Consider the following 14,155-nt stretch of genomic DNA (forward strand, 5'->3'; position numbering starts at 1 on the left):
GAACCGAACGTTTTCCTGATGAGACCGAGCCATGCACAACAACAATAAAGAGCTGACTTTAAGCGCCCCGCTCAGCGGCCCGGTGCTCACGCTCGCCAAAGTCCCGGACGCGGTGTTCGCCAGCGGCGCGATGGGCGACGGCATTGCCATCGATCCGCTGAACGACACCCTGTATTCGCCCTGCGCCGGGGTGGTGATCCACGTCGCCCGCACCGGCCATGCACTGACGGTGCGCGCCGACAACGGCGCCGAGCTGTTGCTCCACCTCGGTCTGGACACGGTGGAGTTGCAGGGCGAAGGGTTCTCGATGCTGGTCAAGGAAGGCGCGCGGGTCAGCAATGGCCAGCCGCTGCTGCGCTATGACCTGGACAAGGTCGGCCGCCAGTGCAAAAGCCTGGTCAGCCTGCTGATCCTGACCAACAGCCAGGATTTCCAGGCGCGCCCCATCACCCTGAAAACGGTGAAGGTGGGCGAGCCGCTGCTGCACATCGTCGCTCGTCATAGCGCAGCGGCGAACACAGAAGAACTCGGCGGCCCGCAAGTTCACGGTCACGTGCAGGTCGCCCATCGCGGCGGTCTGCATGCGCGCCCGGCGGCGTTGATCCGCCAGACCGCGCAAGGGTTCAAAAGCCGGTCGCAGCTGCATTTCGCCGGCAAATCGGCACCTTGCAACAGCCTCATCGGTTTGATGGGTCTGGCGATTGGCGAACAGGACGAAGTGCAGGTCAGTTGCCAGGGGCCGGACGCACAGGCTGCGTTGCAAGCCTTGCTCACCGCACTGGCCACCGCCCTGCCGGAGGATCATCACGCCGCTGCACCGCTAGCCGCCACTCCACGCAATCGTCCGGCCGAGGCCGGCGTGTTGCACGGTGTGTGCGCCGCACCGGGTCTGGTTGGCGGGCCGCTGTTTCGCCTGAACGCGATCAGCCTGCCGGCGGACAACGGCAATCATCAGCCCGAGCAGCAATTGCAGATTCTCGACACGGCGCTGGATCAGGTCCGCAGCGAAATCGACGGCACCCTCGCCCAGGCGAAAAAACAGCGCAATGTCGAAGAAGAAGCCATCTTCGCCGCGCATCTGGCCTTGCTGGAAGACCCGGCCCTGCTCGACGCCGCCCGGCAATCGATAGAAACCGGCACGGCGGCGACCCACGCCTGGAGCCAGTCCATCGACGCGCAATGCCAAGTGCTGCAAAACACCGGCAGCCCCCTGCTGGCCGAGCGCGCCAACGATCTGCGTGACCTCAAGCAACGGGTACTGCGCGCCCTGCTCGGCGAAGCCTGGCATTACGACGTGCCGGCCGGCGCCATCGTCGCCGCTCACGAACTGACGCCTTCGGATTTGCTGCAACTGAGCGCGCAAGGCGTCGCCGGATTGTGCATGGCCGAAGGGGGCGCAACGTCCCACGTGGCGATTCTGGCCCGGGGCAAAGGCCTGCCGTGCATGGTCGCACTGGGTTCGGCGCTGCTCGATCAGACGCAAGGCCAATCGGTGGTCCTCGATGCCGACAGCGGTCGCCTCGAACTGACGCCGAATGCCGAGCGTCTGGCCGAAGTCCGCCAGGCGCAGATCGACCGCCAACAACGGCGCGATGCCCAGCAAGCCCAGGCCCATCTGCCGGCCGAAACCCGCAACGGCGTGGCCATCGAAGTGGTCGCCAACGTCGCCTCCAGCCATGAAGCGGCGGATGCGTTTGCCAACGGCGCTGACGGCGTCGGCCTGCTGCGCACCGAGTTTCTGTTCGTCGATCGCCACACTGCGCCGGACGTCGAAGAACAACGCGCCGCTTATCAAGGCGTGATCGATGCCATGGGCGAAAAATCGGTGATCATCCGCACCATCGACGTCGGTGGCGACAAACAACTCGACTATCTGCCGCTGCCCGTGGAAGCCAACCCGGTGCTCGGCCTGCGCGGCATTCGCCTGGCCCAGGCCCGCCCGGAAATCCTCGACCAGCAACTGCGCGCCCTGCTGCAAGTCAGCCCGCTGCAGCGCTGCCGGATCCTGCTGCCGATGGTCACCGAGGTCGACGAACTGCTGCACATCCGCCAGCGGGTCGATGCGCTGTGCCTGGAACTGGGCATCAATCAACGTCCGGAAATCGGCGTGATGATCGAAGTCCCGGCCGCTGCATTGCAGGCTGAACAACTGGCCGAGCACGCCGACTTCCTGTCCATCGGCACCAACGACCTGTCGCAATACACCCTGGCCATGGACCGCGATCACGCCGGCCTCGCCGCACGGGTCGATGCCTTGCACCCGGCGCTGCTGCGACTGATCGCCATGACCTGCGAAGGCGCGGCGGTACATAAACGCTGGGTCGGCGTGTGCGGCGCCCTGGCTTCCGATCCGCTGGCGACGCCGGTGCTGATCGGCCTGGGCGTGACCGAGTTGTCGGTGAGCCCGGTACAGATCGGCGAAATCAAGGACCGCGTGCGCCAGTTGCACGAAGCCGAATGCCAACGCCTCGCCCGCGACCTGCTCAAGCTGAGCAGCGCCGCCGCGGTGCGTCATGCCTGTCATCAACATTGGCCTCTGCGCTAACAAAAACAACAAGGACAAACGCCATGTACCAACTCTTCATCGAAGGCCTGCAACGCCTCGGCCGCGCGCTGATGCTGCCGATCGCGATCCTGCCGATCGCCGGCCTGCTGCTGCGCCTGGGCGACACTGACCTGCTGAACATCGCGATCATCCACGACGCCGGTCAGGTGATCTTCGCCAACCTGGCGATGATCTTCGCCATCGGCATCGCCGTCGGCTTCGCCCGGGACAACAACGGCACCGCCGGCCTCGCCGGGGTGATCGGTTACCTGGTGATGATCTCAACCCTCAAGGTGCTCGACGCGAGCATCAACATGGGCATGCTCGCCGGGATCGTCAGCGGCCTGATGGCGGGTGCGCTGTACAACCGCTTCAAGGACATCAAGCTGCCGGAGTACCTGGCATTCTTCGGTGGCCGGCGCTTCGTGCCCATCGTCACCGGTTTCAGCGCGGTCGGCCTGGGCGTGCTGTTCGGCTACATCTGGCCGCCGATCCAGCATGGCATCAACAGCTTCGGCACCCTGCTGATGGAAAGCGGCAGCTTCGGCGCCTTCGTGTTCGGCGTGTTCAACCGCCTGCTGATCGTCACCGGCCTGCACCACATCCTCAACAACATGGCGTGGTTCGTGTTCGGCAACTTCACCGACCCGACCACTGGCGCGCTGGTGACCGGTGACCTGTCCCGCTACTTCGCCGGCGACCCGAAGGGCGGGCAGTTCATGACCGGCATGTTCCCGGTCATGATCTTCGGCCTCCCCGCCGCCTGCCTGGCGATGTACCGCAACGCCCTGCCGGAGCGCCGCAAAGTCATGGGCGGGATCTTCCTGTCGATGGCCCTGACCGCATTCCTCACCGGCGTCACCGAACCGATCGAATTCGCCTTCATGTTCCTCGCACCGCTGCTGTTTTTGCTGCACGCGCTGCTGACCGGGTTGTCGATGGCAATCACCAACGCACTGAACATCCACTTGGGCTTCACCTTCTCCGGCGGCTTCATCGACATGGTGCTGGGCTGGGGACGCTCGACCAACGGCTGGCTGGTGGTGCCGGTGGGACTGGTTTATGCCGTCATCTATTACGCGGTGTTCGACTTCTGTATCCGCCGTTTCAATCTGAAAACCCCGGGACGTGAAGACGTCGCCACTGCCGAGAAATCCGTGCTGACAGAAAACGAGCGCGCCGGCGCGTACATCAAGGCACTCGGCGGCGCGGAAAATCTGCTCACCGTCGGCGCATGCACCACGCGGCTGCGACTGGAAATGGTCGATCGCAACAAAGCCTCCGATGCGGACTTGAAAGCACTGGGCGCAATGGCCGTGGTACGTCCGGGCAAGGGCGGCAGTCTGCAGGTAGTCGTCGGGCCGATGGCCGACAGCATTGCCGACGAAATCCGCCTGGCGATGCCCGCATTGGGTCGAGCCGCAGCGTCTACTCCTGTCGCCGTCGTCGAAACCAGCGAGCCTGTCGCAGTCTCCGCACCCCAGGCCCAACAATGGCTGACCGCCGTGGGCGGCAGCGACAACGTGCTGCAACTCGACTGCATCGCCATGAGCCGGATCCGCCTGCAACTGGCCGATGGCAAAGCGCTGTCGGAAAGCCGATTGAAAGAACTTGGATGTTTGGGCGTGAGCGCGCTGGAAGATGGCGTGTGGCACTTGCTGGTGGGGGATCGGGCGCAGAGTCTGAGTGCGGCGCTTGAGGGGTTGGTTAATCGGAGTGAGGTGAGTGCGAAGGTCTGAACGGTAGCCGCCCCCACATTCCCAAAAATGCATGTGCCGTCAACTGTCAGGTCTGACAGTTGACGGTCAATCCACCTGCATTTAGTTTCACCCCGGAAGGGCAGTACTTTGAACGTAGCCGTCGCCTTCTCGATTCATCATTGAAACGAAACAGGACGAGGTAGCCATGGGAAAGTCAGCCAAAACCAAATCGCTTGAAGCGCAGTTGACTGCAGCACAACTGGAGCGCGCGAGGAAAGACTTCGAACGTTACGACACCAACGGTGACGGCACATTGAGTACCACCGAATTTCGAAAAGCCCTGGAGCGCTTTCTGACGCCAGAAGACCTCGATGCCCTGATGAAAGAAGTGAACCCCAACGCCGATGGCAAAATCAGCTGGACGGAGTTTCTTGCCGACTATGTCAAAGATCTGTAGTCCGGATACTGAGCAAAAAAAAACCGCTGCCCCGTCAAGGTCAGCGGTTTTTTCTTGCGGCTGCCGAATCAAAAATCCTCCAACCGCCAAACCTCATAAGCCGGTGTCTCGTAAGGATGGCTAGCCTTCAAAGCCGCCACCACCCCACGAATCAACTCATCACCCACAACAAGCTCAACCTTCCACTCCTCGACCCGCTCAACCTGCCCCGCCTCACCCATGAACGGCTGACTCCCGTCCAAAGGCCGAAACTGACCAGATCCAAGCACCTGCCAGGCACAGTGGTCATAGTCACCGATCCGCCCACCACCGGCAGCGAATACAGCCTCCTTGACCACCTCGACATGACTGTCGGGAACAAAAAAAGCGAGCTTGTACACAGCGCTTAGTTCACCCACACACGAGCATTACGGAACATACGCATCCAGGGAGCGTCTTCGTTCCAGTCTTCCGAACGCCACGAGTTCTGCACGGCGCGGAACACGCGCTCCGGGTGCGGCATCATGATCGTCACGCGACCGTCGCGGCTGGTGAGGCCGGTGATCCCGCGCGGCGAACCGTTCGGGTTGGCCGGGTAGGCTTCGGTGACCTTGCCGTGGTTGTCGACGAAACGCATCGCCACGCAACCGGACAGATCGGCTTCGAGCAGTGCCTCTTCGCTTTCGAATTCGGCATGGCCTTCACCGTGAGCGATGGCGATCGGCATGCGCGAACCGGCCATGCCCTGCAGGAAGATCGAGTTCGATTCCTGAACCTGAACCATCGCCACGCGCGCTTCGAACTGCTCGGAGCGGTTGCGCACGAAGTGCGGCCAGAACTCGCTGCCCGGGATCAGCTCGTGCAGGTTGGACATCATCTGGCAACCGTTGCACACGCCGAGGGTGAAGCTGTCGTTACGCTCGAAGAAACCCTGGAACGCATCGCGGGCACGGCTGTTGAACAGTGCGGACTTGGCCCAGCCTTCACCGGCGCCGAGAACGTCGCCGTAGGAGAAACCACCGCAGGCCACCAGACCCTTGAACTCGTTCAGGTCGACGCGGCCGGCCAGAATGTCGCTCATGTGCACGTCGATCGCGTTGAAACCGGCGCGATCGAACGCAGCCGCCATCTCCACCTGACCGTTGACGCCCTGCTCACGCAGTACGGCGACCTGTGGGCGGATGCCTTTCTTGATGTAAGGCGCGGCGATGTCCTGGTTGACGTCGTAGCTCAGTTTGACGCTCAGGCCCGGGTTGTCTTCTTCCAGCAGCGCATCGAACTCTTGCTCGGCGCAGTCGGCGTTGTCGCGCAGACGCTGGATCTGGTAGCTGGTCTCGGCCCATTGACGTTGCAGCAGACGACGCTGGCCTTCGAACACGGTGTCACCGTTGAAGGTGATGTTGATCTGGCCATTGTTGATCGGCTGACCGATCACCGAAACGCAGTCGCCCAGACCGGCAGCGCTGAATTGGGCGAGGATGTCCGGGGTGGCGTCCTGGCGAACCTGGATAACGGCACCCAGTTCTTCGTTGAACAGGATGGCGGCGATTTCCGCCGAGGATTCAGCAACGCTGTCCAGGTTCAGGCTCAGACCGCAGTGGCCGGCGAAGGCCATTTCCACCACGGAGGTCAGCAGACCGCCGTCGGAACGGTCGTGGTAGGCCAGCAGGTGGCCGTCGGCGTTGAGGCCCTGGATCACTGCGAAGAAGGCTTTCAGGTCTTCGGCGTCGTCGACGTCCGGCGCCTGCTTGCCGAGCTTGCCGTGAACCTGCGCGAGGATCGAGGCGCCCATGCGGTTCTGGCCGCGACCGAGGTCGATCAGGATCAGGTCGGTGGTGCCCTTGTCCATGCGCAGTTCCGGGGTCAGGGTCTGACGGATGTCAGCCACTGGCGCGAAACCGGTCACGATCAGGGACATTGGCGAGGTGACGGTCTTGTCTTCGCCGTTGTCGTTCCAACGGGTGGCCATGGACATCGAGTCCTTGCCGACCGGGATGGTGATGCCCAGCTCGGGGCACAGTTCCATGCCGACCGCTTTCACGGTGTCGTACAGACGCGCGTCTTCGCCCGGGTGGCCGGCAGCGGACATCCAGTTCGCCGACAGTTTGATGTCGGAGAGCTTGTTGATGCGCGAGGCGGCAATGTTGGTGATGGTTTCGCCGATGGCCATGCGGCCCGACGCCGGAGCGTCCAGCAGCGCCAGCGGAGTGCGCTCGCCCATCGCCATCGCTTCACCGGTGTAGACGTCGAAGCTGGTGGCGGTGACGGCCACGTCGGCCACCGGAACCTGCCAGGGGCCGACCATCTGGTCACGGGCCACGAGGCCGGTGATGGTGCGGTCGCCGATGGTGATCAGGAAGCTTTTGCTCGCCACGGCCGGGTGGTGCAGGACGCGTTCGATGCTTTCGCCGATGTCGAGGTTCGACGGATCGAAGTCATCGCCCAGCTCGGCTTCGCGAACCACCGAACGGTGCATGCGCGGGGCCTTGCCCAGCAACACTTCCAGTGGCATGTCCACCGGGTTGTTGCCGAAGTGGCTGTCGGTCACGGTCAGTTGTGGTTCGGAAGTGGCTTCACCGACAACGGCAAACGGGCAACGCTCACGTTCGCAGATCGCCTTGAAGCGCTCGAAGTCGGCCGGGCCGACTGCCAGAACGTAACGTTCCTGGGATTCGTTGGACCAGATTTCGTGCGGGGCCATGCCCGGCTCGTCGTTTGGAATGTTGCGCAGTTCGAAACGGCCACCGCGGTCGCCGTCGTTGACCAGTTCCGGGAAGGCGTTGGACAGACCGCCCGCCCCCACGTCGTGGATGAAGCTGATCGGGTTCTTGTCACCCAGCTGCCAGCAACGGTCGATGACTTCCTGGCAGCGACGCTCCATTTCAGGGTTTTCACGCTGAACCGAAGCGAAGTCCAGATCCGCCGAGCTGGTGCCGGTGGCCATGGAGGAAGCAGCACCGCCACCCAGACCGATCAGCATCGCCGGGCCGCCGAGGACGATCAGCTTGGAGCCGACAACGATCTCGCCTTTCTTGACGTGTTCTTCACGGATGTTGCCCATGCCGCCAGCGAGCATGATCGGCTTGTGGTAACCGCGAACTTCGTCGCCGTGCGGGGTGGTGATCGATTGTTCGAAGGTACGGAAGTAGCCGGTCAGGGCCGGACGACCGAATTCGTTGTTGAACGCGGCGCCGCCCAGCGGGCCTTCGATCATGATGTCCAGCGCGTTGACGATGCGCTCAGGCTTGCCGTACGGCACTTCCCACGGCTGTTCGAAGCCAGGGATCTGCAGGTTCGACACGGTGAAACCGGTCAGGCCGGCTTTCGGCTTGGCGCCACGACCGGTTGCACCTTCGTCGCGGATCTCGCCACCGGAACCGGTGGACGCGCCCGGGAACGGAGCGATCGCGGTCGGGTGGTTGTGGGTTTCAACCTTCATCAGGATGTGCACCGGCTCCTGCACCGCACCGTACTGGCGGGTTTCCGGATCCGGGAAGAAGCGGCCGGCGACGTTGCCGACGATCACCGAAGCGTTGTCCTTGTAAGCGGACAGCACGCCTTCGCTGTGCATCTGATAGGTGTTCTTGATCATGCCGAACAGGCTTTTTTCCTGGCTCTCGCCGTCAATATCCCAACTGGCGTTGAAGATCTTGTGGCGGCAGTGCTCGGAGTTGGCCTGGGCGAACATCATCAGTTCGATGTCGTGGGGGTTGCGCTTGAGACCGTTGAAGGCGTTGACCAGGTAATCGATCTCGTCTTCGGCCAGGGCCAGGCCCAGTTCGACGTTGGCTTTTTCCAGCGCGGCGCGACCGCCGCCGAGAATGTCGATGGCAGTCAGCGGCTTCGGTTCGGCGTGGCTGAACAGACCGGCGGCCTGCTCGAGGTTGGCCAGAACGATCTGGGTCATGCGGTCATGCAGTATGTCTGCAATCAGTTGCGCTTCGGTTTCGCTGAACTGGCCGGCGACGTAGAACGCGATGCCGCGCTCCAGACGCTGGATCTTGCTCAGGCCGCAGTTGCGGGCGATGTCGCTGGCCTTGCTCGACCATGGCGAGATGGTGCCGAAACGCGGCAACACCAGGAACAGACGACCGGTCGGCTCTTGAACCGGAACGCTTGGACCGTACTTCAGAAGGCGCGCAAGCACCTGCTGTTCGTCGCCGGTCAGGACGCCGGTGACTTCGGCGAAGTGAGCGAATTCAGCATACAAGCCACTGACAGCCGGAACCTTCTGGCTCAGTTGCTCAAGGAGTTTGCTGTGGCGAAAGGCAGAAAGGGCAGGAGCGCCGCGCAGGATCAACATCTTCGGGACAGCCTCGGGAAGGGGTGTGCTTTGAGGCCGTGCATTCTAGCCTAAACCGCCCTCAACATCACCCGAAACGCTACGCACGGTTGCACCCGGATGTCGAGTGGTGTTCCTGCCTTGAGGGTCAAATTTGTGGGGTGCTGGAACGCGGGTTATTTTTTATGTCACAAAATGCCTTTCGGGCCCGTTTCTGCGGGGTTTCGCGCGGTTTTGTGATGCCTAGCAGACAACCCCGCCACTGTCGAGATATGGCGCCCGTTGTCCTTTGCGTATACTGCGCACATGTTTTCCCCAACGGCTTTGCGTCCGCGGTACGCCAAGTGGCTGATCGCTACCGGACTCTTCCTGATGCTCAGTGGCTGTGTTGATAAACCCAACACACTCGAGCGCGTAAAGGAGGATGGCGTGCTGCGGGTGGTCACCCGAAACAGCCCCGCCACCTACTTTCAGGATCGCAGCGGTGAAACCGGCTTCGAATACGAGCTGGTGAAGCGTTTCGCCGACGATTTGGGGGTCGAGCTGAAGATCGAAACCGCCGACAACCTCGACGACTTGTTCAATCAGGTCGGCAAGCCGAACGGTCCGGTACTGGCGGCCGCCGGCCTGGTCAGCAGTGAACAGCGCAAGAAGCAGGTGCGCTTCTCGCGCTCCTACCTCGAAGTCACCCCGCAGGTCATCTATCGCAACGGCCAGTCGCGCCCCACCGACGCCGGCGATCTGGTGGGCAAAAAGATCATGGTGCTCAAGGGCAGCACCCATGCCGAACAACTGGCGGAGCTGAAACAGAAATACCCTGGCATCCAGTACGAGGAGTCCGACGCCGTTGAAGTGGTCGACCTGCTGCGCATGGTCGATGAAGGCCAGATCGATCTGACCCTGGTCGATTCCAACGAAGTGGCGATGAACCAGGTGTACTTCACCAACATCCGCGTCGCCTTCGACCTCGGCGACGCCCGCAGCCAGAGCTGGGCCGTGGCCGCCGGCGAAGACAACAGCCTGCTCAACGAGATCAACAGTTACCTGGACAAGGTGCAGAAGAACGGCACCCTGCAACGCCTGAAGGACCGCTACTACGGCCACGTCGACGTTCTTGGCTACATGGGCGCCACCACCTTCGCCCAGCACTTGCAGCAGCGACTGCCCAAATATGAACAGCACTTCAAGACCTACGCCAAGAAAGAGAAAGTCGACTGGCGCCTGCTGGCGGCCATCGGCTATCAGGAGTCGCTGTGGCAACCGGCGGTGACGTCGAAGACCGGCGTGCGCGGGCTGATGATGCTGACCCAGAACACCGCCCAGGCCATGGGCGTGTCCAACCGCCTCGATCCGAAGCAAAGCATCATGGGCGGCGCCAAGTACCTGGCCTACATGAAGGATCAGCTCGACGAGTCGATCCAGGAACCGGATCGCACCTGGTTCGCCCTGGCGGCCTACAACGTCGGCAGCGGTCATCTGGATGACGCGCGCAAACTGGCGGCCAAGGAAGGCTTGAACCCGGACAAGTGGCTGGACGTGAAGAAGATGTTGCCGCGCCTGTCGCAGAAGCAGTGGTACAGCAAGACCCGCTACGGCTATGCCAGGGGCGGCGAACCGGTGCATTTCGTGGCGAACATCCGTCGCTACTACGACATCCTGACCTGGGTGACCCAGCCGCAGCTTGAAGGCGATCAGGTGGCCGAGGGCAACCTGCATGTGCCGGGGATCGACAAGTCGAAACCCGCTCAAGAGCCCGCCCCGCTTTAACCCATCCCCAAAACAAATGTGGGAGCAAGTTTGCTCCCACAGGATGTTGATACTTAGTGTTTGGCAGCCGCCAGAATCAGCGTCTTCATCTCCGACACCGCCGACTTGAAACCTACGAACAACGCATGCGCCACCAGCGCATGACCGATGTTCAGCTCATTGATCCCCTTGATCGCGGCAACCGCCTCGACGTTGTGATAGTGCAGGCCATGGCCGGCATTGACGATCAGGCCCTGAGCCAGACCGAAGGCCACGCCGTCCGCCACACGCTTGAGCTCTTGCGCCACTTCGCTCGGCGTTTCGGCATCGGCGTAACGCCCGGTGTGCAATTCGATGGCCGGTGCGCCGACGCGCTTCGACGCAGCAATCTGCCGCTCGTCGGCGTCGATGAACAGCGACACTTCGCTGCCGATCTTCGACAGACGTTCGACCGCCGCTCTGATTCGCTCCTCCTGCCCCGCCACATCCAGACCGCCTTCGGTGGTCAGTTCCTGACGGGTTTCCGGCACCAGACAGATGTGCGCCGGACGAATGCGCTCGGCGAACGCCATCATTTCTTCGGTGACGCCCATTTCGAAGTTCATGCGGGTCTGCAGCACATCCTTGAGCAGCAGCACGTCGCGTTCCTGAATGTGCCGACGGTCCTCGCGCAGGTGCACGGTGATGCCGTCGGCGCCCGCCTCTTCCGCGTCCAGCGCAGCCTTGACCGGATCCGGATAGCGCGTACCACGGGCCTGACGCAGGGTGGCGACGTGGTCGATGTTCACGCCAAGAAGAATGCGATTGCTGGTGGTCACGGATGCGCTCCTGAAGGGAAAGATTCGGCGCACAGCATATCAGGGCTTGCGAAACAGCTCTCGACTGACGAGGGGACGACCGCCCAGATGCACCGCCAAGGCTTGGCGCATCAGTCGCTTGGCGGCGGACAACGCGCCGGGAGCCGACCAGTCGGCTTCGGCCATGGCCAGCAGTTCGGTGCCGTTGAACAGACCGGGTTGCAACAGGTAGACCCGCTCGAGCCCGGCATCCACCTGCAAACGGTAGAGGCCATCCGCAGCGATGGGATCCTCGTTGATATCGGTATTCAGGGAAAAACCGTAACCGAGATCGTCGAGCAGCCGCCATTCGAAGGAACGCAGCAGCGGCTCCAGTGGCCGCCCCTCGGCCAATGCCAGCAACGTGGCAGCGTAATGATCGAACACCGCAGGATGCGGGTCTTCGGCGGGCAACAGGCGAATCAGCAGCTCATTGAGATACAGGCCGCTGAACAGCGCCTCGCCGACCATCCAGGTCGCGTTGCCGACGCTTTCCATTCGCCCGACATTCTTCAACTCACCCTTGCCGCGAAACTCCACTTCCAGCGGCACGAATGGCCGCGCCAGCGTCCCGGCCTTGCCCCGCGCACTGCGCAACACCGCCCGCAGCCGACCTTGCGGCGTGAGGAAGTCCACCAGCGCGCTGGTTTCGCGGTAGGCGCGTGAATGGAGGACGTAGGCGGGTTGGGCGGGAGGTGGGGTTGAGGACATGGTGTCTCGCTGGAGGAATGCAGGCTTGAGATCAACATAAACCAAATGTGGGAGCGGGCTTGCCCGCGATGGCGGATTCACATTCAACATCTCTGCCGAACATTACATCCTCATCGCGGGCAAGCCCGCTCCCACAGGGTTCTCTTTTTGGCTGGAACCGGATTTCTTACAGGTCGCCGTAACCCAGCGAACGCAGCGCACGCTCGTCGTCGGACCAGCCGCCCTTCACCTTGACCCACAGGTTGAGCATGATCTTGGAGTCGAACAGCAGCTCCATGTCCTTGCGCGCCTCGGTGCCGATGCGCTTGATGCGCTCGCCCTTGTCGCCAATGATGATTTTCTTCTGGCCGTCACGCTCGACGAGGATCAGCGCATGGATGTGCAGCGTCGCACCCTGCTGCTTGAACTCTTCGATTTCCACGGTGATCTGGTACGGCAGCTCGGCGCCGAGCTGGCGCATGATCTTCTCGCGCACCAGTTCGGCGGCGAGGAAGCGGCTGCTGCGGTCGGTGATCTGGTCTTCCGGGAAGAAGTGATCGTTCTCCGGCAGATGATCGGCGATAACCTTTTCCAGCGCGTCGAGGTTATGCCCCTGCTGCGCCGAGATTGGAATGATCTGCGCGTTCGGCAGCTGTTCCTGCAACCACGACAGGTGCGGCATCAGCTCGGCCTTGTCTTCGATGCGGTCAGTCTTGTTCAGCGCGACGATCAGCGGGCCGGTCACGTACTGCACGCGCTCCAGCACCATCTGGTCTTCTTCGGTCCACTTGGTGCGATCGACCACGAAGATCACCACGTCGACGTCTTTCAACGCCGCCGAAGCAGTCTTGTTCATGTAGCGGTTCAGGGCCTTTTCACCACCCTTGTGCATGCCGGGGGTGTCGACGTAGATCGCCTGCACATCGCCCTCGGTCTTGATCCCGAGCATGTTGTGACGAGTTGTCTGCGGCTTGCGCGAAGTGATCGCCAGCTTCTGGCCGAGGATGTGGTTCAACAGCGTGGACTTGCCCACGTTGGGACGGCCGACGATGGCAACATAGCCACAGCGCGTTGCGGTTGTATCAGTCATTGCCATTCTCCACACCCAGGGCAATCAGTGCTGCGGCGGCCGCTACCTGTTCGGCAATGCGACGGCTCACACCCTGACCCCGGCTTTTTTCATTCAATAGGACAACTTCGCACTCGACGAAGAAGGTACGGCAGTGCGGCTCGCCCTGGATGTCCACCACTTCATAACGCGGCAGTTCGCAGCCGCGCGATTGCAGGAATTCCTGCAGGCGGGTCTTCGGATCCTTGTTGGTATCGACCAGCGTCAGGCCTTCGAACTCGCCGGCCAGCCAGGCCAGTACGCGTTCGCGGGCGACTTCCATGCCGGCGTCGAGGTAGATCGCACCGATCAGTGCTTCAAGGGCGTCGGCCAGGATCGACTCACGACGGAAACCGCCGCTCTTCAATTCGCCGGACCCCAGACGCAGGTAATCGCCCAGATCGAAACCGCGGGCCAGCACCGCCAGCGTCTCACCTTTTACCAGCCGTGCGCGCAGACGCGACAACTGGCCTTCGCGAGCCAGCGGAAAACGGTCGAACAAGGCTTCGCCGGCCACAAAATTGAGGATCGCATCGCCGAGGAATTCCAGACGCTCGTTGTTGCGTCCGGCAAAGCTGCGGTGCGTAAGGGCCAGGACCATCAGTTCCTGGTCCTTGAAGGTGTAACCGAGCTGACGCTCGAGACGGCTTAGAGAAACGCTCACGGTTTACCCACGCTGAGTTCGTGGCTGGATTCCACTGCCATCGCCGGGATACGGCGCAGGCCTGGGACAATTAACGCTGTGTTCAAAAATGACGTCCTGAATATCGTGGCTTCATGCCCCGGAGCCGGTTGTGCCGACGCCAGAAATG

The 14,155-nt window shown here is 62.2% G+C and carries 10 protein-coding genes; 4 read left to right on the top strand and 6 right to left on the bottom strand.

What is annotated here, in order from left to right; all coding sequences use genetic code 11:
- The first annotated feature begins 31 nt into the window (after window positions 1–31).
- The 3 genes from ptsP to QLG12_RS19630 all read left to right on the top strand — a co-directional run bounded on the left by ptsP (window position 32) and on the right by QLG12_RS19630 (window position 4,702).
- Window positions 32–2,545, top strand: a complete 2,514-nt coding sequence (gene ptsP / locus QLG12_RS19620; protein WP_282475105.1) for a phosphoenolpyruvate--protein phosphotransferase — start codon at window positions 32–34, stop codon at window positions 2,543–2,545.
- Window positions 2,546–2,568: 23 nt separating this feature from the next.
- A complete protein-coding gene (gene nagE / locus QLG12_RS19625; protein WP_282475106.1) occupies window positions 2,569–4,284 on the top strand; it encodes an N-acetylglucosamine-specific PTS transporter subunit IIBC in 1,716 nt (571 codons plus the stop codon).
- A gap of 166 nt (window positions 4,285–4,450) precedes the next feature.
- A complete protein-coding gene (locus QLG12_RS19630; RefSeq protein ID WP_197869780.1) occupies window positions 4,451–4,702 on the top strand; it encodes an EF-hand domain-containing protein in 252 nt (83 codons plus the stop codon).
- A 68-nt stretch (window positions 4,703–4,770) separates the two neighbouring features.
- On the opposite strand, the gene QLG12_RS19635 is transcribed toward QLG12_RS19630, so the two are convergent.
- Both QLG12_RS19635 and purL read right to left on the bottom strand, forming a co-directional pair.
- Complete coding sequence (locus QLG12_RS19635; protein ID WP_197869779.1) at window positions 4,771–5,082, bottom strand: YqfO family protein; 312 nt, start codon at window positions 5,080–5,082, stop codon at window positions 4,771–4,773.
- A 5-nt stretch (window positions 5,083–5,087) separates the two neighbouring features.
- Window positions 5,088–8,984 carry a phosphoribosylformylglycinamidine synthase gene (gene purL, locus QLG12_RS19640; RefSeq protein ID WP_197869778.1) on the bottom strand — a complete coding sequence of 1,299 codons (3,897 nt, stop codon included), beginning with the start codon at window positions 8,982–8,984 and terminating at the stop codon, window positions 5,088–5,090.
- A 285-nt stretch (window positions 8,985–9,269) separates the two neighbouring features.
- Here purL and mltF point away from each other — a divergent pair, with 285 nt between their 5' ends.
- Window positions 9,270–10,730 carry a membrane-bound lytic murein transglycosylase MltF gene (gene mltF, locus QLG12_RS19645; RefSeq protein ID WP_236193173.1) on the top strand — a complete coding sequence of 487 codons (1,461 nt, stop codon included), beginning with the start codon at window positions 9,270–9,272 and terminating at the stop codon, window positions 10,728–10,730.
- Between the two features lie 53 nt (window positions 10,731–10,783).
- Here the strand turns inward: mltF and pdxJ are convergent, their stop codons facing one another.
- From pdxJ to rnc, 4 genes are all read right to left on the bottom strand, one after another.
- Entirely contained in the window at window positions 10,784–11,527 is a 744-nt protein-coding gene (pdxJ, locus tag QLG12_RS19650) for a pyridoxine 5'-phosphate synthase (RefSeq protein WP_197869776.1), read from the bottom strand.
- Window positions 11,528–11,566: 39 nt separating this feature from the next.
- The gene (gene recO / locus QLG12_RS19655; RefSeq protein ID WP_085654693.1) at window positions 11,567–12,256 is read right to left on the bottom strand and encodes a DNA repair protein RecO; all 690 of its coding nucleotides are present in this window, start codon (window positions 12,254–12,256) and stop codon (window positions 11,567–11,569) included.
- A 166-nt stretch (window positions 12,257–12,422) separates the two neighbouring features.
- A complete protein-coding gene (gene era, locus QLG12_RS19660) occupies window positions 12,423–13,325 on the bottom strand; it encodes a GTPase Era (RefSeq protein WP_197869775.1) in 903 nt (300 codons plus the stop codon).
- Entirely contained in the window at window positions 13,318–14,007 is a 690-nt protein-coding gene (rnc, locus tag QLG12_RS19665; RefSeq protein WP_011332589.1) for a ribonuclease III, read from the bottom strand. The genes era and rnc overlap by 8 nt, the downstream gene beginning before the upstream one ends.
- Window positions 14,008–14,155: the final 148 nt, after the last annotated feature.

It is taken from the genome of Pseudomonas sp. V88_4 (genome assembly GCF_029967985.1).
Taxonomy (GTDB): Bacteria; Pseudomonadota; Gammaproteobacteria; order Pseudomonadales; family Pseudomonadaceae; genus Aquipseudomonas; species Aquipseudomonas glycinae.

What these genes read in the sequence shown, in the direction of transcription:
- purL (WP_197869778.1), bottom strand. Translation starts at nt 8,984, where the DNA reads ATGTTGATCCTGCGCGGCGCTCCTGCCCTTTCTGCCTTTCGCCACAGC.
- QLG12_RS19630 (WP_197869780.1), top strand. Translation starts at nt 4,451, where the DNA reads ATGGGAAAGTCAGCCAAAACCAAATCGCTTGAAGCGCAGTTGACTGCA.
- nagE (WP_282475106.1), top strand. Translation starts at nt 2,569, where the DNA reads ATGTACCAACTCTTCATCGAAGGCCTGCAACGCCTCGGCCGCGCGCTG.
- era (WP_197869775.1), bottom strand. Translation starts at nt 13,325, where the DNA reads ATGACTGATACAACCGCAACGCGCTGTGGCTATGTTGCCATCGTCGGC.
- ptsP (WP_282475105.1), top strand. Translation starts at nt 32, where the DNA reads ATGCACAACAACAATAAAGAGCTGACTTTAAGCGCCCCGCTCAGCGGC.
- recO (WP_085654693.1), bottom strand. Translation starts at nt 12,256, where the DNA reads ATGTCCTCAACCCCACCTCCCGCCCAACCCGCCTACGTCCTCCATTCA.
- mltF (WP_236193173.1), top strand. Translation starts at nt 9,270, where the DNA reads ATGTTTTCCCCAACGGCTTTGCGTCCGCGGTACGCCAAGTGGCTGATC.